General features: G+C 71.9%; 18 protein-coding genes. 15 read left to right on the top strand and 3 right to left on the bottom strand.

The genetic code is table 11. The features are described from left to right. The first annotated feature begins 213 nt into the window (after positions 1-213). The 12 genes from thrS to ACZCAH_RS03790 all read left to right on the top strand — a co-directional run bounded on the left by thrS (position 214) and on the right by ACZCAH_RS03790 (position 14,127). On the top strand, positions 214-2,214 hold the full coding sequence (gene thrS, locus ACZCAH_RS03845; protein WP_464339792.1) for a threonine--tRNA ligase: 2,001 nt from the start codon (positions 214-216) through the stop codon (positions 2,212-2,214). Continuing rightward, the gene (locus tag ACZCAH_RS03840; RefSeq protein WP_464339791.1) at positions 2,211-2,786 is read left to right on the top strand and encodes an HIT family protein; all 576 of its coding nucleotides are present in this window, start codon (positions 2,211-2,213) and stop codon (positions 2,784-2,786) included. Before thrS ends, ACZCAH_RS03840 begins: the two co-directional genes overlap by 4 nt. A gap of 52 nt (positions 2,787-2,838) precedes the next feature. After that, positions 2,839-4,158: a PrsW family intramembrane metalloprotease gene (locus tag ACZCAH_RS03835; RefSeq protein WP_464339790.1), complete on the top strand. Its 1,320-nt coding sequence runs from the start codon at positions 2,839-2,841 to the stop codon at positions 4,156-4,158. Between the two features lie 111 nt (positions 4,159-4,269). Then, the gene (locus ACZCAH_RS03830; protein WP_329746895.1) at positions 4,270-5,028 is read left to right on the top strand and encodes a YebC/PmpR family DNA-binding transcriptional regulator; all 759 of its coding nucleotides are present in this window, start codon (positions 4,270-4,272) and stop codon (positions 5,026-5,028) included. Between the two features lie 2 nt (positions 5,029-5,030). Further along, complete coding sequence (gene ruvC / locus ACZCAH_RS03825) at positions 5,031-5,618, top strand: crossover junction endodeoxyribonuclease RuvC (RefSeq protein ID WP_329746908.1); 588 nt, start codon at positions 5,031-5,033, stop codon at positions 5,616-5,618. 26 nt (positions 5,619-5,644) lie between these two features. Next, complete coding sequence (gene ruvA / locus ACZCAH_RS03820) at positions 5,645-6,265, top strand: Holliday junction branch migration protein RuvA (protein ID WP_464339789.1); 621 nt, start codon at positions 5,645-5,647, stop codon at positions 6,263-6,265. Then, a complete protein-coding gene (ruvB, locus tag ACZCAH_RS03815; RefSeq protein ID WP_464339788.1) occupies positions 6,262-7,311 on the top strand; it encodes a Holliday junction branch migration DNA helicase RuvB in 1,050 nt (349 codons plus the stop codon). Before ruvA ends, ruvB begins: the two co-directional genes overlap by 4 nt. A gap of 127 nt (positions 7,312-7,438) precedes the next feature. Next, positions 7,439-7,867 (top strand): preprotein translocase subunit YajC, encoded by a 429-nt coding sequence (gene yajC, locus ACZCAH_RS03810; RefSeq protein WP_464339787.1) that lies wholly within the window; start codon positions 7,439-7,441, stop codon positions 7,865-7,867. A gap of 51 nt (positions 7,868-7,918) precedes the next feature. Continuing rightward, positions 7,919-9,811: a protein translocase subunit SecD gene (gene secD / locus ACZCAH_RS03805; protein ID WP_464339786.1), complete on the top strand. Its 1,893-nt coding sequence runs from the start codon at positions 7,919-7,921 to the stop codon at positions 9,809-9,811. Continuing rightward, entirely contained in the window at positions 9,808-11,013 is a 1,206-nt protein-coding gene (secF, locus tag ACZCAH_RS03800) for a protein translocase subunit SecF (RefSeq protein ID WP_464339785.1), read from the top strand. The genes secD and secF overlap by 4 nt, the downstream gene beginning before the upstream one ends. Further along, positions 11,010-11,597, top strand: coding sequence for an adenine phosphoribosyltransferase (locus ACZCAH_RS03795; protein WP_464339784.1), 588 nt, complete (start codon positions 11,010-11,012; stop codon positions 11,595-11,597). Before secF ends, ACZCAH_RS03795 begins: the two co-directional genes overlap by 4 nt. 316 nt (positions 11,598-11,913) lie before the next feature. Continuing rightward, on the top strand, positions 11,914-14,127 hold the full coding sequence (locus tag ACZCAH_RS03790) for a RelA/SpoT family protein (protein ID WP_464339811.1): 2,214 nt from the start codon (positions 11,914-11,916) through the stop codon (positions 14,125-14,127). A gap of 27 nt (positions 14,128-14,154) precedes the next feature. Here ACZCAH_RS03790 and ACZCAH_RS03785 read toward each other — a convergent pair whose 3' ends face one another. Further along, on the bottom strand, positions 14,155-14,823 hold the full coding sequence (locus ACZCAH_RS03785) for a hypothetical protein (RefSeq protein ID WP_464339783.1): 669 nt from the start codon (positions 14,821-14,823) through the stop codon (positions 14,155-14,157). 126 nt (positions 14,824-14,949) lie between these two features. Continuing rightward, positions 14,950-16,611, bottom strand: coding sequence for a DUF349 domain-containing protein (locus tag ACZCAH_RS03780; RefSeq protein ID WP_464339782.1), 1,662 nt, complete (start codon positions 16,609-16,611; stop codon positions 14,950-14,952). Positions 16,612-16,829: 218 nt separating this feature from the next. On the opposite strand from ACZCAH_RS03780, the gene hisS reads away from it, so the two are divergent. Beyond that, positions 16,830-18,194, top strand: a complete 1,365-nt coding sequence (gene hisS, locus ACZCAH_RS03775; protein ID WP_464339781.1) for a histidine--tRNA ligase — start codon at positions 16,830-16,832, stop codon at positions 18,192-18,194. An 88-nt stretch (positions 18,195-18,282) separates the two neighbouring features. Next, positions 18,283-18,654 carry a thioredoxin gene (gene trxA, locus ACZCAH_RS03770; protein WP_464339780.1) on the top strand — a complete coding sequence of 124 codons (372 nt, stop codon included), beginning with the start codon at positions 18,283-18,285 and terminating at the stop codon, positions 18,652-18,654. Positions 18,655-18,773: 119 nt separating this feature from the next. On the opposite strand, the gene ACZCAH_RS03765 is transcribed toward trxA, so the two are convergent. After that, a complete protein-coding gene (locus ACZCAH_RS03765; protein WP_464339779.1) occupies positions 18,774-20,786 on the bottom strand; it encodes a DEAD/DEAH box helicase in 2,013 nt (670 codons plus the stop codon). Positions 20,787-21,066: 280 nt separating this feature from the next. Between ACZCAH_RS03765 and aspS the strand changes: the two genes are divergently transcribed. Then, on the top strand, positions 21,067-22,866 hold the full coding sequence (gene aspS, locus ACZCAH_RS03760) for an aspartate--tRNA ligase (RefSeq protein WP_464339778.1): 1,800 nt from the start codon (positions 21,067-21,069) through the stop codon (positions 22,864-22,866). Positions 22,867-22,938 lie beyond the last annotated feature (72 nt).

Genomic DNA, 22,938 nt, shown 5'->3' with positions numbered 1-22,938 from the left:
GCGCTTCCCTGACACGGAAGAGGTCACTGGTTCGATCCCAGTATCGCCCACCATCGACGCGAGCCCCGGTCCTCGGACCGGGGCTCGCGTGCTGTCCGCTGCTGGTCCGCGCTGTCCGGTGCTGCTCGGGTTTCCGAGCGATCCGCTCCCGATAAGATGCCTGGCGGAGCCGGCATCGTCGGCCGGCTCGACCCGCACAGCAAGGAGCATTCCGTGGCACAGATCGCCATCACCCTCGACGGTTCCCCCCAGCGGATCGAGGAGGGGACGACGGGCACCGAGCTCTTCGCGGGGACCACCACGATCATCGCCCTCCGCGTCGACGGCGAGCTGCGCGACCTCGCGACCGCGCTCACGGACGGGCAGGGCGTCGAGGGCGTGGACATCTCGAGCCCCGACGGCCTCTCGATCCTGCGCCACTCGACCGCGCACGTGCTGGCCCAGGCGGTGCAGAAGATCAACCCCGACGCGAAGCTGGGCATCGGACCGCCCATCACCGACGGCTTCTACTACGACTTCGACGTGGCCGAGCCCTTCACCCCCGAGTCGATCAAGGCGCTCGAGAAGGAGATGAGCCGGATCGTCAAGGAGGGGCAGCGCTTCGTGCGTCGCGAGATCAGCGACGACGCCGCCCGCGCCGAGGAGGCCGGCGAGCCGTACAAGCTCGAGCTGATCGGCTTGAAGTCCACCGCCGCGGACGCCGGCGAGGGCGCGAGCGTCGAGGTCGGCGAGGGCGGGCTGACCATGTACGACAACGTCAACCGGCGCGACGAGGTGGTCTGGACCGACCTCTGCCGCGGCCCTCACCTGCCCTCCACCAAGCTCATCGGCAACGGCTTCGCCCTGACCCGCTCCGCCGCCGCTTACTGGCGCGGGAGCGAGAAGAACCCGATGCTGCAGCGCGTCTACGGCACCGCCTGGCCCACGAAGGAGGAGCTGCGCGCCCATCAGGAGCGGATCGCCGAGGCCGAGCGCCGCGACCACCGCCGCCTGGGCAGCGAGCTCGACCTCTTCTCCTTCCCGGACGAGATCGGCTCGGGCCTGCCGGTGTTCCATCCCAAGGGCGCCATGATCAAGATGGAGATGGAGGACTACTCGCGCCGCCGCCATGTCGAGGCCGGCTATTCCTTCGTCTCCACCCCGCACATCACCAAGAAGAACCTCTTCGAGACGTCGCGGCACCTCGAGTGGTACGCCGACGGGATGTACCCGCCCATGCACATGGACGAGGAGGTGGACGCGGAGGGCAACGTCACCAAGCAGGGCCAGGACTACTACCTCAAGCCCATGAACTGCCCCATGCACAACCTCGTCTACCGCTCGCGCGGCCGCTCGTACCGTGAGCTGCCGCTGCGGCTGTTCGAGTTCGGCAGCGTCTACCGCTACGAGAAGTCCGGGGTGGTCCACGGCCTGACCCGCGCCCGCGGCTTCACCCAGGACGACGCCCACATCTACACCACCCGCGAGCAGATGAAGGAGGAGCTCGCGAGCCTGCTGCAGTTCGTGCTGGACCTCCTGCGCGACTACGGGCTCGACGACTTCTACCTCGAGCTGTCCACCCGCGATCCCGAGAAGTCCGTGGGCGACGACGCGACCTGGGAGGAGGCGACCCGCACCCTCGAGGAGGTCGCCACCGCCTCCGGTCTCGAGCTGGTCCCGGACCCGGGCGGCGCCGCCTTCTACGGCCCCAAGATCTCGGTCCAGGCCAAGGATGCGATCGGTCGGACCTGGCAGCTGTCCACCATCCAGCTGGACTTCTTCGAGCCCGAGCTGTTCGAGCTCGAGTACACCGCCACGGACGGCACGCGGCAGCGCCCGGTGATGATCCATCGCGCCCTGTTCGGGTCGATCGAGCGCTTCTTCGGCGTGCTTCTCGAGCACTACGCCGGAGCCTTCCCCGTCTGGCTCGCCCCCGTGCAGGTCGTCGGCATCCCCGTCGCCGCCGAGTACGCGCCGTACCTCGAGGAGGTCGCGCAGCGGTTGCGCCAGCGCGGCGTGCGCGTGGCGGTCGACGACTCCGACGACCGGATGCAGAAGAAGATCCGCACCCACACCAAGGAGAAGGTCCCCTATCTGCTGATCGCCGGCGGCGAGGACCAGGCCGCCGGCGCCGTCTCCTTCCGCATGCGGGACGGCAGCCAGGACAACGGCATCGCCGTCGACGAGGCCGTCGAGCGGATCGTCGCGGCGATCCGCGACAAGGCGCAGGTGTGACGGGGTCCGCCGATCAGGGCGACGAGCCCGTCGTGATCGAGGACGCCCGCGACTTCGCGGGCGTCCCCGACACCACCCAGCGCCTCTGGACTCCGCACCGCATGGCGTACATCGGCGGGCAGGACAAGCCCCAGGACCCCCACGACGCCGCGCAGTGCCCCTTCTGCGCCGGCCCCGCCCGCGGCGACGAGGATGCGCTGATCGTGCACCGCGGTCGGGTCGCCTACGCGATCCTGAACCTCTACCCGTACAACTCCGGCCATCTGCTGGTGTGCCCGTACCGGCACGTCTCGGACTACACGGAGCTCACCGACGACGAGGTCGCGGAGGTCGCCGAGATCACCCGCACCGCGATGCGCGTGATCCGAGAGGTCTCCTCCCCGGCGGGCTTCAACCTGGGCATGAACCAGGGCGAGGTCGCCGGTGCCGGGATCGCCGCCCACCTCCATCAGCACGTGGTGCCGCGCTGGCCGGGGGATGCGAACTTCCTGCCCGTCGTGGGCCGGACCAAGGCCCTCCCGATCCTGCTCTCGGAGACGCGGCGCCTCTACGCCGAGGCGTGGCCGACGTGACCTGGGCTACCATCGGACGGTCCGGTCGGGGGAGCGGGAGGAACAGGGCGGCATGAGCATCACCGGGGCACCCAGCGTGCCGAGCGCACCGCATCCGATGGGGGCGCCGCCGCAGCGGCCCGACCCGGCCGCTCCGGGATCGCTCGGGTACGGCTACGACGTCGAGCGCAGCGACCCGCGCGCCCCGGGGCGCCTCGGGGCGGGCCGCGAGCCCCGACGGAAGCGTTCCCGCCTCTGGCGGATCATCTACTGGGCGCTGGTCTTCCTGGGACTCGCTGCCACCGCGGTGGTCCTCTACCTCTTCGTGATCCTGCCGCTCGGCTTCGGCACCTCGCTGGTCGCCTTCACCGCGGCGCTCGTCCCGGTCGCGCTGGTGTTCTCCGCCGTGTGGTGGCTGGACCGCTACACCCCGCAGCCCCGCACCTCGCTCGTCTACGCCTTCGTGTGGGGTGCGATCGGCTCGGTGGGCCTGACCTTCATGATCGGCGGCGCCTTCCAGAACTGGATCAGCCCCGAGGAGCCTGCGGACATCGTCGCGAGCTTCCTGGGCGCGGTCATCCAGGCACCGGTGATCGAGGAAGCGATGAAGTCGCTCGGACTCGTCGCCCTGCTGATCTGGGGGCGCAAGTACATCGCGGGGCCGATCGACGGCGTCGTCTACGCCTCGCTCATCGCGGGAGGCTTCGCCTTCACCGAGAACATCCTCTACTTCGGCAGCTCCTTCCATCAGTCGCAGGCCGCGGGTGAGGTCGCCGTCTTCTGGCAGACCTTCTTCCTCCGCGGGCTGCTCTCGCCCTTCGCCCACGTCTCCTTCACCGCGCTGTGCGGCCTGGGTCTGGGCATCGCCGCCGAGCGGCGCTCGCTGATGCTGTACTTCGGCCTCGGCATCGGGGGACTGTCCCTGGGCATGCTGCTGCATGCGCTGTGGAACGGCTCGAGCTTCTTCCTCCCCGTCGACCCCGAGGCCCCGCTCGCCGGCTTCCTGCGGTACTACGTCACGGTGCAGGTGCCGATCTTCGCGCTCCTGGTCGGCATCGCCCTGTTCCTGCGGCTGCGGGAGCGCCGCATCCTGCGCCGGCGGTTGTCCGACTACGGCCGTGCCGGCTGGTTCTCCCCGGAGGAGGTCGACCTGCTCGTCGCGATGGGCAGGCGCCGCCGCGCCGAGCGCTGGGCCGCCCGGCACGGTGCCGTCGCCCGGATGGCGATGCGGGACTTCCTGCGCACCGCGATCGCGCTGGGCATGGAGCGGCACAGCGTGCTCCACGGGCGTCCGACGGCGCGCACGCGGGCGATGGAGCGCGAGCGGCTCGAGCGGCTCACCGCCGACCGTCGGCTGATCGGCGCTCTCACGTCCCCCGTCGTCCGCCGCTGAGACACTCCGCCGGCCGGGTGTCGGCACCCGCCGGACCGGTGCCCGCGGCCCTGCCCCTAGAATGGGGCGGCATTCCGCCGGCACGTGGCGGGAGATGTCGGAGGGAGAGACATGTCAGGGCATTCCAAGTGGGCGACCACGAAGCACAAGAAGGCCGCCATCGATGCGAAGCGCGCGAAGTCGTTCGCGAAGCTGATCAAGAACATCGAGGTCGCCGCGCGTATTGGAGGCCCTGATCCCGCCGGCAATCCGACGCTCTTCGACGCCATCCAGAAGGCGAAGAAGACCTCCGTGCCCAACGACAACATCGATCGCGCGGTCAAGCGCGGCGGCGGGCTCGACGGCGGCGGCGTCGACTACGAGACCCTCATGTACGAGGGCTATGCACCGGGCGGCGTCGCAGTCCTCGTCGAGTGCCTCACCGACAACAAGAACCGCGCGGTCTCCGAGGTGCGGCTGGCCTTCAACCGCAACGGCGGCAACATGGCGGACTCCGGATCGGTGTCCTACCTGTTCTCCCGTCGCGGTGTCGTGACCGTCCCCAAGGGCGACCTGACCGAGGACACGCTGCTCGAGGTGGTCCTCGACGCGGGCGCCGAGGAGATCACCGACGAGGGCGACTCCTTCGAGATCCTCTCCGAGGCGACCGACGTGGTCGCCGTGCGCACGGCGCTCCAGGAGGCCGGGATCGACTACGACTCGGCCGAGGCGCAGTTCGTGCCCACGATGCGCACACCGGTGGACCTCGAGGGAGCGCAGAAGGCGCTGCGCCTCATCGACGCCCTCGAGGACAGCGACGACGTGCAGAACGTCTACTCGAACCTCGACATCCCGGACGACGTCGCGGCGCAGCTCGACGACTCCGAGTGACCATGCTGCGGGTGCTCGGCGTGGACCCGGGTCTGACCCGGTGCGGGATCGGCGTGATCGACGCCCTCGGCGGACGCCGAGCCCGCCTGGTCCACGCCGGCGTCATCCGCTCCGCCCCGGGCGACCCGATCGACCAGCGCCTGCTCGCCATCGCCCGGGGCCTGCGGGCCGCGCTCGACGAGCACGGCCCCGACGCCGTCGCCGTGGAGCGCGTGTTCAGCCAGAACAACACCTCCACGGTCATGGGCACCGCGCAGGTCTCGGGGATCGCGATCCTCGAAGCCGCCGAGCGCGGCATCCCGGTCGCGATGCACACCCCCTCGGAGGTCAAGGCGGCGGTGACCGGCAGCGGCCGCGCGGACAAGGCGCAGATCCAGACCGTGCTCGTGAAACTGCTCGGCCTGGACGCCCCGCCGCAGCCCGCCGACGCCGCCGACGCGGTCGCGATCGCCCTCACGCAGCTGTGGCGCGGCGGGGGAGGGGTCGCGCTCGACGCGACGGGCGCGGCACGGACCAGCGCCCAGGAGGTCTGGGCCCGTGCCGAGCGCGAGGCCCGACGCGCCCGGGAGCGCTCCACCTCCCGCCTCTGATCGAACACTCGTTCTATGGTGGTGCCGTGATCGCATCCCTGACCGGGCGGGTGGCCCGCCTCGACCTCGACGCCCTCGTGCTCGAGGTCGGCGGCGTCGGCTACCTCGTCCGCACCACGCCCCAGGCCCTGACCTCCACCCGGCACGGCGCCGAGCTGACCCTGCACACCGAGCTGGTGGTCCGCGAGGACTCGATGACCCTGTTCGGGTTCCCGAGCGCCGAGGAGGCGGAGACCTTCCGCATCGTCCAGTCCGTCTCCGGCATCGGCCCGCGCACCGCCCTCGCGGTCCTCGCCGTGCTCGACCCCGAGGAGCTCCGCCGGGCGGTCGCCGAGCAGGATGCGAAGACCATCACCCGCACCCCGGGCATCGGGCCCAAGGTCGCCTCGCGCATGCTGCTCGAGCTGGGCGGGAAGCTGCCGGCTCCCGCCGCCCTGGCCGCGGCGGGCACCGTCGCCTCGGGGCAGGGCGGCGCCACCCGGCCCGGAGTGGATGCCGATGTCGTCGAGGCGCTGCTCGGACTCGGCTGGCCCGAGAAGTCGGCGACCGCCGCCGTCGACCGCATGCGCGAGAGCGACGGCGGCACCGGTCTGGACGCCGCGGCGCTGCTGCGCGCCGCGCTGCGGCACCTGGGCGGCAGTCGATGACCGATCCGGGCGCCGATCCGTCGCTCACCAGCCCCGAGTCCCTCCCGCCCGAGCGCACCGCGGAGGCCGCGCTGCGTCCGCGTCGGCTCGAGGAGTTCGTGGGGCAGCAGGTCGTGCGCGAGCAGCTCTCGCTGGTCCTCGACGCGGCCGCCGCGCGCGGCCGCGCTCCCGAGCACATGCTGCTCTCGGGGCCGCCCGGCCTCGGCAAGACGACCCTCGCGATGATCATCGCCGCCGAGCTCGGTGCGGCGCTGCGAATCACCTCCGGTCCCGCGATCCAGCACGCCGGGGACCTCGCCGCCATCCTCTCCTCCCTCGACGAGGGCGAGGTGCTGTTCATCGACGAGATCCACCGCCTGGCCCGGCCCGCCGAGGAGATGCTCTACATCGCCATGGAGGACTTCCGGGTCGACGTGGTGGTCGGCAAGGGCGTGGGCGCGACCTCGATCCCGCTGGACCTGCCGCCCTTCACCGTCGTCGGCGCGACGACCCGCGCCGGGCTGCTGCCCGCCCCCCTGCGGGACCGCTTCGGCTTCATCGGTCACCTCGACTTCTACGCCCCCGGGGAGCTGCACGAGGTGGTGCGCCGCTCGGCGATCCGGCTCGAGGTCGAGCTCGAGCACGAGGCGGCCGCGGAGATCGCCTCCCGCTCCCGGGGCACGCCGCGGATCGCCAACCGGCTGCTGCGGCGCGTGCGCGACTGGGCACAGGTCAAGGGCAGCGGAGCCCTCGACCTCGCCGCGGCGCGCGAGGCGCTGCGCGTCTACGAGGTCGACGAGCGGGGGCTGGACCGGTTGGACCGCGCGGTGCTCTCCGCGCTCTGCCATCGCTTCGCCGGAGGTCCGGTGGGCCTGTCCACCCTCGCCGTCGCGGTGGGGGAGGAGACCGAGACCGTCGAGACCATGGTCGAGCCCTATCTGGTGCGGGAGGGGTTCCTGCTCCGCACCCCGCGCGGTCGTGCGGCGGCCCCCGCCGCCTGGATCCATCTCGGGCTCGAGCCGCCCGCAGGTCCCGAGGGCGCGGCCCCCATGCTGGGCCGCTTCTGAGCGACGCGCCACCCCTGGGAGGGCGGCGCGGCGGTGGCGGGTACAGTGGGCGGGTCAGTCGCCCGCGGCAGGCGCACGTCCGGGACCGGGATCCCGACGGGGCGACCTCACCGCCGAAAGGAACCTCGTGGAACTCCTCCCCCTCCTGCTCATCTTCGCCGTCATGATGCTGCCCCTGATGTGGATGTCGAGCCGGCAGCGCAAGGCCCAGCAGAAGCAGCGAGATCTCGTCGGCGCGCTCGGCGTCGGCGACGAGGTGCGCACCCACTCCGGCTTCTACGGCCTGATCGTGGAGGCGTACGACGACGTCGTGGTGCTCGAGTCCGAGGACGGCACCCAGAGCAAGTGGGCGCGTCAGGCGATCGCCATGGCCGTCGAGGAGCCCGCCGCGGAGCCGACCGAGGACGAGGCCGGCACCGAGGACCAGGCCCTCGCCGCAGGCGCCGTCGACGCCTCCGAGCAGGAGCGGACCGAGGGGTCCTCCGCCGCGAGCGAGGTGCCCGGCGTGACCGTCACCGAGGACGTCGCCCGCGACGCGGACCGTCGCGACCGCTGATCCCCACCGGACCACCCTCCCACACCGCCGCACCCTGAGGATCGCCTCTCCATGCCCGCACGCCGTATCGCCCTCCTCGCCCTCGCGCTGCTGATCCTGCTGCTCGGCGGCGGGATCGGCGCCGGAGTCTGGAAGGGCGGCTGGGAACCGGCCCCGAAGCTCGCCCTCGACCTCGAGGGCGGGACCCAGATCATCCTGCAGGCGCAGTCCAGCGACGGCGCGGCGATCGATCCCACCGCCATGGAGCAGGCGCGGCAGATCATCGCCCAGCGCGTGAACGCCATGGGCGTGGCGGAGACCGAGATCACCGTGCAGGGCGGCACCAACATCGTCATCGACGTGCCGGGCCAGCTCGACGAGGCCACCTCGCAGGCGCTGCGCCAGACCGCGTCGATGTCCTTCCGGCCCGTGCTCGGGATCGTGGCGCCCGAGGGCTCCGGTGATCCTGCGGCGTCCGACGGCGGTGGGGAGTCCGACGCAGGCGGCGCCTCCGACGCCGGCGGCGCGGGCGAGGCGACGGAGGAGAGCTCCGCCCCGCCCGTCGACCCCGCGGAGCAGAAGTTCTCCGGCACCCTCGGCGAGGACGCCTCGCTCGCCCCGCCCGCCGAGGGCGAGCTGGCCTACCCCGCGTGGTCGCTCGACTGGCTCACCCCCGAGCTGCAGACCGAGCTGATGACCGCGGACTGCACCGATCCCCGTGCCCAGCAGGAGAAGATGGCGGACGCGGCCCCGGACGAGGCCGTCGTCGCCTGCGACCCGGACGGCACCCAGAAGTTCCTGCTCGGCCCCGAGGTGGTCGCCGGATCCTCGATCCAGAACGCCCAGGTCAGCTCCGAGACCACCCCCACCGGCCAGGCCACGGGGTACTTCGTGGTGAACATGTCCTTCCAGGACTCCGGTGCGCAGGCCTTCTCGGACATGACTTCCGCGCTGTACAACGGCGAGGGGGCGAGCCCGATGTTCGCCATCGTGCTCGACGGCCTGGTGATCTCCTCGCCCCAGGTGCAGGAGCCCTCCCCGAACGGTGAGGCCTCCATTTCCGGCAGCTTCACCCAGGAGCAGGCCAGCCAGCTCGCGGACCAGCTGCGCTTCGGTGCGCTCCCGCTCGAGTTCGAGGTCGCCTCGGAGCAGCAGATCTCCGCGACCCTCGGCAGCGACCAGCTCGAGATGGGCCTGATCGCGGGGCTCATCGGCCTCGCCCTCGTGGTCGTCTACGCCTTCTTCCAGTACCGCGTGCTCGCGATCGTGACCACGACGAGCCTGCTCGTCATGGGCGCCCTCACCTACGGCATCCTCACGGTCCTCTCGAACATCCCGGAGATCGGCTACCGGTTGTCCCTCGCGGGCGTGGTCGGCCTGATCGTCGCGATCGCCTTCACGGCCGACTCCTTCATCGTGTACTTCGAGAGGGTCCGCGACGAGATCCGCGAGGGGCGCGGGATCGTCGCCTCCGTCGACCACGGCTGGGACCGGGCCAAGCGGACCATCCTCGCCTCCGACGCGGTGAACCTGATCGCCGCCGTGGTGCTGTACGCGCTGTCCACGGGCGGTGTGCGCGGCTTCGCCTTCGTGCTCGGCGTGACCACCATCCTCGACCTCGTGGTCGTCTTCCTGTTCACCCACCCGCTGCTGCAGTCCCTCGTGAGGACCCGCTTCTTCGGGAAGGGCCATCCGCTGAGCGGTCTCGATCCGGCGTTGCTGGGCCGGGACGTCCCCGCCTATGCGGGCCGCGGACGCTTCCGCTCGGTCGCGGAGCGCCCGGCCCGTCGCGGACGGGTGGAGGAGGGGACCGTCGAGCGGGAGCCCCTCGCCGCCCGCAAGGCGCGGCTCGCCCGTGAGGCCGCCGAGACGCGGGCCGCGGGGGAGGATCCCGTCGGTCCGACGCCGGACCCCGACAGCACCAGCGCCGACAGCGCCGAGACCACCGAGGAGGAGGGCCGATGACCGCCGTGTTGTCCCGTCTCGGGAACGACCTGCACGAGGGTCGACGCGTCGTCCCCATCGTCCGTCGACGCCGCACCTGGTACCTGATCAGCGTCATCGTCCTCGTGGTGCTCGGCTCCCTCGCCGGGCTCCGCGGCCCGAACCTGGGCATCGAGTTCACCGGCGGCTCCGAGTTCCAGGTCGCCGGGGTCGCGGACACCGAGCAGACCTCCGCCCGCGAGGTCGTGCGGGAGGTGCTCCCCGACTCCGAGCCGAAGATCACGGTGCTCGGCCAGAACACCCTCCGGGTCCAGACCGACCAGCTCGACTCGACCCAGACCGCGGAGCTCGCCGCCGACCTCGCCGACGCCTACGGGGTGGAGGTCGACGCCGTCTCCACCTCGTACATCGGTCCGGTGTGGAGCGGCGACATCACACAGAAGATGCTGCGCGGCGTGGTCGTCTTCCTCGCGCTGGTCGCGATCACCATGGCGGTGTACTTCCGCAACCTGAAGTCCTCCGCGGCGGCGCTGATCGCCCTGGTCCACGACATGCTCGTCACGGCGGCCGTCTACCTGGTCAGCGGCTTCGAGATCACCCCGGCCGCGGTGATCGGCTTCCTCACCGTCATGGGCTACTCGCTCTACGACACCATCGTCGTGTTCGACAAGGTCCGCGAGAACACCGCGGGGCTCCTGCAGCAGACGCGCCACAGCTTCGCCGAGCAGGTGGAGCGGGCGGCGAACCAGACCCTGGTGCGCTCGATCAACACCTCCGTGGTGGCGCTGCTGCCCGTCGGCTCGATCCTGGTGATCGGTGCCTTCCTGCTCGGTGCCGGCACGCTGAAGGACATCTCGCTGGCACTCTTCATCGGCATCCTCGCCGGCACCTACTCCTCGGTCTTCCTCGCTCCGGGCCTGCTCGTGGACCTCCGGCGCGGCGAGAGCGAGCTGCGGGCCCACACCGCTCGCGTCGAGCGGGCACGTCGCTCCGGCACCGTCGTGCAGGCGGCGCCGCGGGTCGAGGACCCCGACGACGGCCTCGGGCGCGAGCGCGTGCGGGACGAGGACGAGGACGACGACGAGGAGGCGGACGAGGTCGAGACCGCCGCGGCCGGTGGGGCCGCCGACTCGACCCGCGTATCCCGCCCCGCGGCTCCCCGCACCCAGCCCCGTCGGACCACCCGCCGGCGGCGCATCTCCGATCGACGAGGACAGCGATGACCGTCACCCCTGAGCACCCTGGCATCCCTGAGCACTCGGAGGGCGCCGTGGACCCCGCAGTGATCGAGGAGCTCCGCCGCACCCACATCGCCGAGTATCCGGACTTCCCGCAGCCGGGAGTGCTCTTCCGCGACATCACGCCCCTGCTGCGCGACGGTGCGGCACTGCGCGCGGTGATCCGCCACTGGGCGAGCAGGCTCCCCGAGGGGATCGAGTACGTCGTCGGCACCGAGGCCCGTGGCTTCGTGCTCGGCGCCCCGCTCGCCTACGAGATCGGCGCGGGCTTCGTCCCCGTGCGCAAGGCGGGCAAGCTGCCCGGGAACCCGGCGACCCTCGAGTACGACCTCGAGTACGGCAGCGCCGTGATCCAGATCCCCGAGGGGTCCCTCCCTGCGGGGGCCCGCACCCTCGTGGTCGACGACCTGCTGGCGACCGGCGGGACGGCCGCCGCGACCGTGGCGCTCGCGGAGCAGTTCGGCGCCGAGATCCTGGGGGCCACGTTCCTCATCGAGCTCGTGGGCCTGAACGGGCGGGAGAAGCTCGGCGACGTGCCCGTCTCGGCGGTCTGGTCCTTCCCGAACTGATCCGCTGATCCGCCAGCGAGTTGTCGTGGACGCGACCACCCCGGGGCGTGCGTAGACTTGACCTCCCAGCAGGAGGTGCGCAGTGCAGGAGCAGAGCGGGACCACGAGGCCGGGTGCCGAGATCGAGGCGACCCGGGAGGGGACCGCGCCCGCCACTCCGGGAACACCGGCCTCGCCCGTTTCGACCGCGCCCTCCGGGGCCGATACGGGGAGCGCTCCCAGCAGCCTGCCGCGCCGCGCCCGCTCGCGGCTGTCCTTCTTCGGCGGCCGCGCGGCTGCCGTGACCGACCCGCTCCTGGCCCCGCTGCTGGAGACCATGGCCGCGGCGAGCCCCAAGGAGTCCCTCGCCCTCGTGCAGCGGGCGTACACCGTCGCCGAGCAGGCCCACCGCGGCCAGATGCGCAAGAGCGGGGACCCGTACATCACCCATCCGGTGTCGGTCGCGACGATCCTCGCCGAGCTCGGCTCCCCGGCGGACGTCGTCGCCGCCGCGCTGCTGCACGACACGGTCGAGGACACCGACTACTCCCTCGACCGGCTCCGTGAGGAGTTCGGCGAGGTGATCGCGGTGATGGTCGACGGCGTCACCAAGCTCGACAAGGTCACCTACGGGGAGGCCGCCCAGGCCGAGACCGTCCGCAAGATGATCGTCGCGATGAGCCGCGACGTGCGGGTGCTGCTGATCAAGCTCGCCGACCGTCTCCACAACGCGCGCACCTGGAAGTACGTGCCGGCCGCCTCCGCGGAGCGCAAGGCCAAGGAGACCCTGGAGATCTACGCTCCGCTCGCGCACCGGCTCGGGCTGAACACCATGAAGTGGGAGCTCGAGGACCGCTCCTTCCAGGTGCTCTACCCCAAGGTCTACGACGAGATCGTGGCCCTCGTCGCGCAGCACGCCCCGGCGCGCGACCAGTACCTCCGCACCGTCTCGTCGCAGATCCTCGAGGATCTGCGCAAGGCGCGGATCAAGGCGGAGGTCACGGGGCGCCCCAAGCACTACTACTCGATCTATCAGAAGATGATCGTGCGCGGCCGGGACTTCGCGGACATCTACGACCTGGTGGGCGTGAGGGTCCTGGTCGACACGGTCCAGGACTGCTATGGGGTGCTCGGCACGCTGCACGCCCGCTGGTCCCCGGTGCAGGGCCGGTTCAAGGACTACATCGCGCTGCCGAAGTTCAACCTCTACCAGTCGCTGCACACCACGGTCATCGGACCCACCGGCAAGCCGGTGGAGATCCAGATCCGCACCTGGGAGATGCACCGCCGCGCCGAGTACGGTGTCGCCGCGCACTGGAAGTACAAGGCCATGGCCGGGCAGCCCAGCGGCGGGGAGACCCGACCGATCGGGAACGACGACGCGTGGCTGCGCCAGCTGATGGACTGGCAGAAGGAGACGACCGACTCCGGCGAGTTCCTGGACTCGCTGCGCTTCGAGATCACCACGCAGGAGGTGTACGTCTTCACCCCGAAGGGGGACGTGCTCGCCCTGCCGCAGGGCTCGACCCCAGTCGACTTCGCGTACAGCGTCCACACCGAGGTCGGCCACCGCACCATCGGCGCCCGCGTCAACGGCCGTCTGGTGTCCCTCGAGTCGACTCTATCCACCGGTGACGTGGTCGAGGTGTTCACCTCGAAGTCCCCGGAGGCCGGGCCGAGCCAGGACTGGCTCGGGTTCGTGAAGTCGCCGCGGGCGCGCAGCAAGATCCGCCAGTGGTTCTCGAAGGAGCGTCGTGAGGAGGCGCTGGAGCGGGGCAAGGACGAGCTCGCCAAGGCGCTCCGTCGGCAGGACCTCCCGATGCGGCGCCTGCTCACGCACGACACCCTCGCCACGGTCGCCTCGGATCTGAACCTGCCGTCCGTCGACTCGCTCTACACCGCGATCGGGGAGGGGCACACGAGCGCCCAGCACGTCGTGGAGCGCCTGCGCGCCTCCTTCGGCGGCACCATCGGCGCCGAGGAGGACGTCGCCGAGATGACGCTGCCCTCGCGGGCGAAGTCGCGGCCCTCGCGCTCGGCGCAGCACATCGCGGACACCGATCAGGGCGTCGTGGTCGACGGCCAGTCGGATCTGTGGGTGAAGCTCGCCAAGTGCTGCGCCCCGGTTCCGGGCGATCCGATCGTCGGCTTCGTCACCCGCGGATCGGGGATCTCCGTCCACCACGCGACCTGCACGAACGCCCTGCAGCTGCGGGAGCAGCAGCCGGATCGGATCGTCGCGGTGACCTGGTCGGGTCGGCACAGCACCGCCTATCTCGTGCACATCAAGGTCGAGGCGCTGGACCGGCCCCGGCTGCTCACCGATCTGGCCATGGTCGTCGCCGAGCAGCAGGTCAACCTGCAGTCCGCCTCGGCGCAGACCAACTCGGACCGGCTCGCCACGGCGTTCTTCTCCTTCGAGCTCGCGGATCCCTCGCATCTGCAGTCGGTCCTCTCGCAGGTGCGACGGGTCGAGGGCGTGTTCGACGTGTACCGGGTCACGGCCGACGGCAAGGCCGTCAATGCGGGGGAGCCTCTCGCCGCGGGGTGAGTCCCGCTGCGGGGAAAGCCCCGCTGCTCACGCCGCCGCCGCTGCACCGGTCCGTTCCAGGGTCTCGAAGCGCAGCCGCGCCTGCGCCAGCCCGGGATGACGCGAGGAGATCCGCCCCAGACTGCCAGCGATCTCGGCCTCGGTGACGTGACCGCTCTCGAGCAGCGCGCCGACGAGCGCCGCCGCGCTCTCGGCCGGAGCGAAGCGCAGCAGATCCACGCAGGTGCGGGTCGGCACCGTCAGCGGCGCACCGCCGAGAGTCTCCACCTCCCGGGGGAGCAGCCGGGCCGTGCGCACCACCACGCCGGAGAGGACCATCCGGTGCGCGGAGGAGAGCAGCTCTGCCGGGTGGGGCGGCGTCCCCCCGAGCAGCACCCAGGCGGCGGAGGCGCCCGCCACGACCTGCGTGGAGTGCAGGTGCTCGCCGAGCGCGCAGCCGAGGGCCAGGACCCGCGAGATCGCGCCGGAGAGGAGATCCGGGGGCATCAGCACGCCCGGCAGGATCCGGGTGAGCAGACCGTCCCGCACCATCGACTCCACGGCCGGGCTCTCCGGCCAGCGCTCGAGCTGCGCCCCGAGCGGGACCGCGAGCTCAGCGGCATGGGAGGACCAGGCGGCGCAGAGACCCAGCCGGACGAACACCGGGGGATCCCATGCCGTCGGCGGATCCGGGGAGGCTGGAGCGACGGAGATCATGGACCGAGCGTGGCAAGCGACCCGGCGGACGGCAACGCCCCGCCCGTCGCTGTGGACGGAGCGGGGCGGGGGAGGAAGGATCCCGGCCCGCGGACGCGACCGTGCGGGCGCGCCCCGGGCGAGGGGTCAGCCGAGGTCGCGAGCCGAGCGCTCGATCACGGCGAGCCACTCCTTGCGGGCCTCGAGGGCGGCCTCGGCCGCGGCGATCTTCTTCGGATCGCCGCCCGCGCGGGCCTTCTCGAGGGCCTCCTCGTACGAGGCGATCGCCGATTGCAGCTGCGAGGACGCCCCCTCGACACGCGCCTTGGTACGCGGGTCGGTGCGTCGCCACTCGGCCTGCTCGGCGTCCTTCACGGCACGCTCCACGGCGCGGAGGCGGTCGTCGACGCGGCGCATGTCCGCGCGCGGCACCTTCCCCGCCTCCTCCCAGCGGTCCTGGATCGAGCGCAGCGCGGCCTTGGCGGCGTCGAGGTCCTTCACCGGGTCGATGGCCTCGGCCTCGACCAGCAGGGACTCCTTCACCTCGAGGTTCTTGCGTTGCTCGGCCTCGGTCTCGTGGAGATCCGCGTTGCGGGCGGCGAAGAAGGCGTCCTGGGCGGCTTTGAACCGCTTCCACTGCGCGTCGTCCTTCTTGCGGCTGCCACGTGGGGCGGCGCGCCACTCGTCCATCAGGTCCTTGTACGCGCGGACCGTCGGACCCCAATCGGTGGAGTCCTGCATGGCTTCGGCGCGGCTGATGAGCTGCTCCTTGACGGTGGCCGCCTCGGAGTGCCGCTCGTCGAGCTGCGAGAAGAACTGCTTGCGGAGGCGGTCGAAGGTCGCGCGCGCGGCGGAGAGCCGCTTCCACAGCGCCTCCTCGGTGGGACGGTCCAGGGAGACGTCCTCGGACTGCATCTGCTTCCAGGTCGGCACCATCTGGCGCATGGTGTCGCCGGCGCTCTTCCAGGAGATCTGCTCCGGATCGGTCGCGACGAGAGCCTCGATCGACTCGACGAACTCGGTGCGGCGCCGGGTCGCCTCTGCGCGCCCCTCGGCCCGCTTCGCCTCGAGCGCCTGGATCTTCTCCTTGGCGTTCTCGCGCAGCTCGTGGGCGCGCGCACGCAGCGCCGGGATGTCGCCGACGACCCGCGGCTCCTTCATGTTCTTGCGCAGGTTCTCCAGGAGCCGGTTGAGCTCGTTCTGGGTGTGCTCGGGGGCGTTGAGGGTCGACTGGGTGAGGTCCAGGAAGGCGACCAGGTCGAGGTAGGCGTGGACGAAGGGCTCCAGCGCCTTCTCCGGATCGGACTCGGTGCTGGTCCCGACCGCGCGGACCTGCGTGCCGTCCTGCACGGAGACGGTGCCGTCCTCGCCGAGGGTGCCGAAGGCACGGGCGGCGGCGACGGCCTCGGGATCGTGCGTGGAGACCGGAGGAGCGATCGGGACCAGCGGCGCGGCGGCCCGTCGGCCGGCGAGCGCGGCGGGGGAGGGCAGGCCGGGCTTCGGGGCCGACGGACGCGGGGCGGCGGCGGGCGTCGCCGGGGCCTCGGGCGCGTCGGCAGCGGCAGCGTCCACCGCGTCAGCGGTCACGGTCGGCTCGGCGGACTCGGTCGGCTCGGCGGGCTCGGTCTGCTCGGCCGACGGATCCGCGGGTGCGGCAGCGGCGGTCTCGTCCGCCGGAGCCTCGACGCTCGGGGCGGTCTCGCCCGGGGGCGCGGTCTCCGGCGTCGACCCCGCCGCGGCCGCGGCCTCTGTCGTGGCGGCCGGATCGGCGGGGGTGGAGACGGGGACGGGAGTCTCGGACTCGCTCACGATTGAGCTCCTTCGAAGGGATCCGCTGCGGGGCGGGACACTGCCGTCGCGGGGACGGCCGGGCGGGTACGGGGTCCTGGCCCCGACCGGGGAGAACCACGTCACGGAACTCTACAGGGGCGCGGGCGCCTGCTCGCCACGGTCCGCGCGGTGCCCACGGGAGGTCCGGGCGATAATGGGTGCTCCCGTCTTCCGCGACCGAGAAGGATGTGCCCCGCATGGCGAAGATCGCCGCCCTGTCCGGATTCCCCGAGTGGCTCCCCGCCGAGCGGCTCGTGGAGCAGCACGTGATGGACGTCTTCCGCGAGGTCGCCGAGCTGCACGGGTTCTCCGGCATCGAGACCCGGGCGGTCGAGCCCCTCGAGCAGATGCTGCGCAAGGGGGAGATCGACAAGGAGGTGTACGTCCTGCGCCGCCTCCACGCCGAGGACGACGGCGGCGACGGCTCCGGCGCCGACGCTTCCCGCACCCTCGGGCTCCACTTCGACCTCACGGTGCCGCTGGCCCGCTACGTCCTCGAGCACCAGAACGATCTCTCCTTCCCCTTCCGACGCTTCCAGATCCAGAAGGTGTGGCGCGGGGAGCGCCCGCAGGACGGCCGCTTCCGCGAGTTCTACCAGGCCGATCTCGACGTGATCGGACAGGACTCCCTGCCCGGGCACGTCGAGGCGGAGGTCGCGATCGTGATGGCGGAGATCCTCTCCCGGCTGCCGCTGCCGCAGGTGAGCATCCACGCGAACACGCGCAGGCTCTCCGAGGGCTTCTTCCGCGCGATCGGCTTCGAGGACCACACCGCGGTGCTGCGCGCCCTCGACAAGCTTCCCAAGATTGGTGCCGAGGCGGTGCGGACGCTGCTCGTCGACGAGTCGGGCGCGAGCGCGGAGCAGGCCGATCGCGCCCTCGCCTTCGCCTCCATCCGCACCCGTGACGCCTCCTTCGGCGAGCAGGTGCGCGATCTCGGCGGGGCCGGCGAGATGGTCGAGCAGGGCATCGCCGAGCTCACCGCGGTGATCGAGCGGGTCGAGGCCGCCGTCCCCGGGATGATCCTCGCCGACCTGTCGATCGCCCGCGGGCTCGACTACTACACGGGGACCGTCTTCGAGAGCTTCCTCGAGGGCCACGAGTCGCTCGGCTCGATCTGCTCCGGCGGCCGCTATGACCGTCTCGCGGCGGACAACCGCCACACCTATCCCGGGGTGGGGCTGTCCATCGGACTGTCCCGGCTGGTCTCCCGGATGCTGTCGACGGGGATCGCCGTCCCCACCCGGTCGGTGCCCACCTGCGTGCTGGTCTCCGTCGGCGAGGAGGAGAGCCGCGGCCGGAGCGAGGCCGTGGCCCGGGCCCTGCGCGCCCGTGGCATCCCCTGCGAGGTCGCGCCCACCGCCGCGAAGTTTGGCAAGCAGATCCGCTACGCCGACCGCCGCGGCATCCCCTTCGTCTGGTTCCCCGGCGCCGACGGCGCCGCGGACGAGGTGAAGGACATCCGCAGCGGTGAGCAGGCCCCGGCCGACGCCAACACCTGGGAGGCGCCCGCCGAGGACCGGCTGGTCCGCGTGGTCGCCGCCCCGTCCGCGGACGCCTGAGGAGTGGGTCTCCTCACCGCTGTCGATGGCCTGGCCCACACCGTGAGAGAGTGGGAATGACTTCGAGCCCTACGACGTTGGAGCGCACATGGCTACCGTCACCCTGACCACCGAGAACCACGACACCACCGTCGAGGACGGCATCGTCCTGATCGACTTCTGGGCGGGCTGGTGCGTTCCCTGCCAGCGCTTCGCCCCGATCTTCGACGAGGCGTCCGAGAAGCACGAGGACGTGACCTTCGCGAAGGTCGACACCGAGGACCAGCAGCAGCTGGCGATGCGCTACGGCGTCACCTCGATCCCGACCCTCGTCGCCTACCGCGAGGGCATCCCGGTCTTCTCCCAGGCCGGCGCGCTGCCCCAGTCGGCCCTCGAGGACCTCATCGGCCAGGTGAAGAACCTCGACATGGACGAGGTCCGCAAGGCCTACGCCGACGCCCAGGCCGAGCAGCAGGGCTGAGCCCACCGCCTCGTCGGCGCCGAGAGCGCCACAGCACGGAGGACCCCGCACCGAACGGTGCGGGGTCCTCTGCGTCTCACGGGCCCGGCATCCCGAGGATGCCGGGCCGCGTGCTGGTCTCAGCCCTCGTGGGAGCGGCGGAAGCCCTTGCGCTTGGCGTCGAACTTCCCGCCGTCGCGGCGGGGGCGGTCCTCGAAGCGTCGGCCGCCCCGATCGCCCCGATCACCACGGTCGCCGCCCGAGCGGAAGCCACCGCGGTCGGAGCCGCGGTCGCCCCGGTCGCCCTTGCCGCCGCGGGGGCCGGAGTCCGGGCCGATGCGCAGCGCGCGGCCGCCCACGCGAGCCTTGCCGATGCGCCCCATCTGCTCGTCGTCGAGACCGCCGCGGATCTGGACCAGCGAGAAGCTGCCGAAGATCTGGATCTTGCCGACGTCCTTGCCGTCGAGGCCGCCCTCGCCGGTGATCGCGCCGACGATGGCCGGCGGGCGCGCCCCGTGGGAGTGGCCGATGCCGAGGCGGTAGGAGGTGTAGCCGGCCTCGGTGCGGGGCGAGGAGCCGCGGTCCCCGCGGTCGAACCGGTCCCCGCCGCGACGGTCGTCCCGGCGGTCGTCCCGCTCGAAGCGCCCGGTCTGCTGGGTGAACTCCTCGTCCTCGGTCGGGGCGCCGGGGCCCTCGTCGCCGACGGTCATCGCGCCGAGCACGGCGGCCAGCTCGAGCGGATCGATGCCCTGCTCGGTCACGAACTCGCCCACGAGCTCGCGGTAGAGCTCGAGACGGCCGCGCTCGCGGCGCTCGGGGACCTGGGTGAGCAGGGTCGCGAGGCGGTGCTTGGAGACATCCCGCGGCGTGGGGATGACCGCCTCCTCGAGGGTCTGCTTGGTGGCGCGCTCGATGTTCTTCAGCGCGCGACGCTCGTGGGGGCCGATGAAAGTTAGCGCCTCGCCGGAGCGCCCCGCACGGCCGGTCCGGCCGATGCGGTGGACGTAGGCCTCGGGCTCGCGGGGGACGTCGAAGTTGACGACCAGTCCGATGCGCTCGACGTCGAGGCCGCGGGCCGCGACGTCGGTCGCGACCAGGACCTGCAGGGAGCCGTCGCGCAGGCGCTCGACGATCTTCTCGCGCTCCTTCTGGGGGACGTCGCCGCTGATCGACGCGGCGATCACGCCGCGGGCGACGAGCGCCGAGCCGACCTCCTCGGCGGCGGCACGGGTGCGGACGAAGACGATCGCCGCCTCGGCCTCCGAGGTCGCGAGCACCCGGGCGAGCGCGCCGGTGCGGTGCTTGAAGGGCACCACGGCGAAGGTCTGGTGGACGCTCTTGACCGTGGAGGACTGCGGGGTGACGCTCACCCGCACCGGATCCTGCATGTGGTCGCGGGCGACCCGCTCGATCGCGGGCGGCATGGTCGCCGAGAACAGGGCGACCTGACGGGTCGCGGGGGAGTGGGAGAGGATCTCCTCGACGTCCTCCGCGAAGCCCATCCGGAGCATCTCGTCGGCCTCGTCGAGCACCGCGAAGCGCACGGTGTCCAGGCGCAGCGTGTTGCGGCGCATGTGGTCCATCACGCGGCCGGGGGTGCCGACGACCACCTGGGCGCCGCGGGCGAGGGCCCGCTCCTGCGGGTGGTACGGGGAACCGCCGTAGACGGCGACGACCTCGAGGCCGCCGATCGAGGTGGCGAACGAGGAGATCGCGTCGGCGACCTGCATCGCGAGCTCACGGGTGGGGGCCAGGACGAGGCCCTGGACCTCGCGGAGTGAGGGGTCGACCGCGGCGAGGAGGGGGAGGCCGAAGGCCGCGGTCTTGCCGGTACCGGTCTGGGCGACGCCGATCACGTCACTGCCCTCGAGCAGAGCGGGGATCGCGCGGGCCTGGATCGCGGAGGGGCGGGTGAAGCCCAGGTCATCGACCGCGCGACGCAGCGCCGGGGGCAGGTCGATGTCGTCGAACGTGGGTTCTGCCTCAGCCTCAGCCTCCGCCTTCGCGGGGGCCGCGGGCTCGGCAGGGGCCTCGGACGCCGACGGGGCGTCGCCCTCGGTGGAGTCCTGGGCGGGGACGGTGCTCTCCACGGAGGCGGCAGGCGTGCTCTCGTCCTCGACGGCAGGATTCTGGGCAGGGGAAACGTCGTTCATGGCGTCCTCGGATAGTGGGGGATGCGGTCCTCGCGAGATCGCGGGACATGAGCGCCCCGACACATCGCGAACGGCATCTCCCGCCTTCCAGGGCGGGGCACTAGCGACAAGGGGCGAACCAGACCTGCGTGATCGCAGGTCGCACGAGGGTCCACTGTACGGGGGCGCCCCCGGCGAGGGCCAGGCCGCCCCGGGCGAGATCGCTCACCCTCCGCGGTAGGCTGGGTTCTCCACGCCGGCGGCGGCGTGGACCCCTGGACCCCATCGTGAAGGACACCTCGTGCTGCGCACCCATACCGCCGGCGAGCTCCGCTCGGAGCACATCGGACAGACCGTCACCCTCACCGGCTGGATCGGCCGTCGCCGTGACCACGGCGGCGTGACGTTCCTCGATCTGCGCGACGCGAGCGGCGTCGCCCAGGTCGTCGTGCGCGAGGACGAGGCGATGCACCTGCGCAACGAGTACGTGCTGAAGGTCGTCGGCAGCGTCGACCGGCGCCCCGAGGGCAACGAGAACCCGGCGCTGCCCACGGGCGAGGTCGAGGTGACCGCGACCGGGGTGGAGGTGCTCTCCGCTTCGGCGGCGCTGCCCTTCCAGCTCGACGAGCACACCGAGGTCGGCGAGGAGACGCGACTGCGCTACCGCTACCTCGACCTGCGCCGCCAGGGCCCCGCCCGCGCGATGCGGCTGCGCTCGGCCGTGAACCGTGCCGCCCGCGACACCCTGCTGGACCAGGACTTCGTCGAGGTCGAGACCCCGACCCTGACCCGCTCCACCCCCGAGGGCGCCCGCGACTTCCTGGTCCCGGCGCGCCTCGCTCCCGGTTCCTGGTACGCGCTGCCGCAGTCCCCGCAGCTGTTCAAGCAGCTGCTGATGGTGGGCGGCATCGAGAAGTACTTCCAGCTCGCCCGCTGCTACCGCGACGAGGACTTCCGCGCGGACCGCCAGCCCGAGTTCACCCAGCTCGACATCGAGATGAGCTTCGTGGACCAGGAGGACGTGATCGCGCTCGCCGAGCGGATCCTCACCAACGTGTGGGCGACCGCCGGACACGAGATCACGACCCCGATCCCGCGGATCACCTATGCGGAGTCGATGCGCCGCTACGGCTCGGACAAGCCCGACCTGCGCTTCGACCTCGAGCTGGTCGAGATGACCGAGTACTTCGCCGAGACCCCGTTCCGCGTGTTCCAGGCACCCTACGTCGGCGCGGTGGTGATGGCCGGCGGCGCCTCCCAGCCCCGTCGGCAGCTCGACGCCTGGCAGGAGTGGGCGAAGCAGCGCGGTGCGAAGGGACTCGCCTACGTCCTGGTGCAGGAGGACGGCTCGCTCACGGGCCCGGTCTCCAAGAACATCTCCGACGCGGAGAAGGCGGGACTGCTCGAGGCCACCGGCGCCGCGCCCGGCGACTGCGTCTTCTTCGCCGCGGGCGAGCCGAAGAGCTCCCGCGCCCTGCTCGGCGCGGCGCGCGGCGAGATCGCCGAGCGCCTCGGCCTCATCGACCACGACGCCTTCGCCTTCGTGTGGGTCGTCGACGCGCCGATGTTCGAGCCGGCGGCCGACGCCCGCGCGGCCGGGGATGTCGCCGTCGGCGGGGGTGCCTGGACCGCGGTGCACCACGCCTTCACCTCGCCGAAGCCCGAGTTCCTCGACACCTTCGACACCGATCCCGGCAGCGCCCTCGCCTACGCCTACGACATCGTCTGCAACGGCAACGAGATCGGCGGCGGGTCCATCCGTATCCACTCCCAGGACGTGCAGCAGCGCGTCTTCCAGGTGATGGGCATCGGGGAGCAGGACGCGCAGGAGAAGTTCGGCTTCCTGCTCGACGCCTTCCAGTTCGGCGCCCCGCCGCACGGCGGCATCGCCTTCGGCTGGGACCGCATCGTGGCCCTGCTCGCCGGGGAGGAGTCGATCCGCGAGGTCATCGCCTTCCCGAAGACCGGCAACGGCTACGACCCGCTCACCGCCGCTCCGGCACCGATCACCCCGCAGCAGCGCAAGGAGGCGGGTGTCGACGCCAAGCCCGCCGCGAAGGGCGAGAAGCCGGCCGAGGCGACGCAGGAGGCCGACGCCTGACCCCCGGGAGCCCCCGAACGAACTGCGGCCCGCACGTCGAACGTGAGGGCCGCAGTTCGTTCGCGGACGTCG

It is taken from the genome of Brachybacterium sp. B718/18, assembly GCF_055454375.1.
The sequence above is the reverse complement of the archived record's forward strand: the minus strand, read 5'-3'. Positions and strand labels throughout refer to the sequence as shown.

Coding starts and splice junctions, on each gene's coding strand:
- ACZCAH_RS03835 (WP_464339790.1), top strand. CDS start 2,839: ATGAGCATCACCGGGGCACCCAGCGTGCCGAGCGCACCGCATCCGATG.
- ACZCAH_RS03830 (WP_329746895.1), top strand. CDS start 4,270: ATGTCAGGGCATTCCAAGTGGGCGACCACGAAGCACAAGAAGGCCGCC.
- ruvC (WP_329746908.1), top strand. CDS start 5,031: ATGCTGCGGGTGCTCGGCGTGGACCCGGGTCTGACCCGGTGCGGGATC.
- ruvB (WP_464339788.1), top strand. CDS start 6,262: ATGACCGATCCGGGCGCCGATCCGTCGCTCACCAGCCCCGAGTCCCTC.
- secD (WP_464339786.1), top strand. CDS start 7,919: ATGCCCGCACGCCGTATCGCCCTCCTCGCCCTCGCGCTGCTGATCCTG.
- secF (WP_464339785.1), top strand. CDS start 9,808: ATGACCGCCGTGTTGTCCCGTCTCGGGAACGACCTGCACGAGGGTCGA.
- ACZCAH_RS03795 (WP_464339784.1), top strand. CDS start 11,010: ATGACCGTCACCCCTGAGCACCCTGGCATCCCTGAGCACTCGGAGGGC.
- ACZCAH_RS03790 (WP_464339811.1), top strand. CDS start 11,914: ATGGCCGCGGCGAGCCCCAAGGAGTCCCTCGCCCTCGTGCAGCGGGCG.
- ACZCAH_RS03785 (WP_464339783.1), bottom strand. CDS start 14,823: ATGATCTCCGTCGCTCCAGCCTCCCCGGATCCGCCGACGGCATGGGAT.
- hisS (WP_464339781.1), top strand. CDS start 16,830: ATGGCGAAGATCGCCGCCCTGTCCGGATTCCCCGAGTGGCTCCCCGCC.
- trxA (WP_464339780.1), top strand. CDS start 18,283: ATGGCTACCGTCACCCTGACCACCGAGAACCACGACACCACCGTCGAG.
- ACZCAH_RS03765 (WP_464339779.1), bottom strand. CDS start 20,786: ATGAACGACGTTTCCCCTGCCCAGAATCCTGCCGTCGAGGACGAGAGC.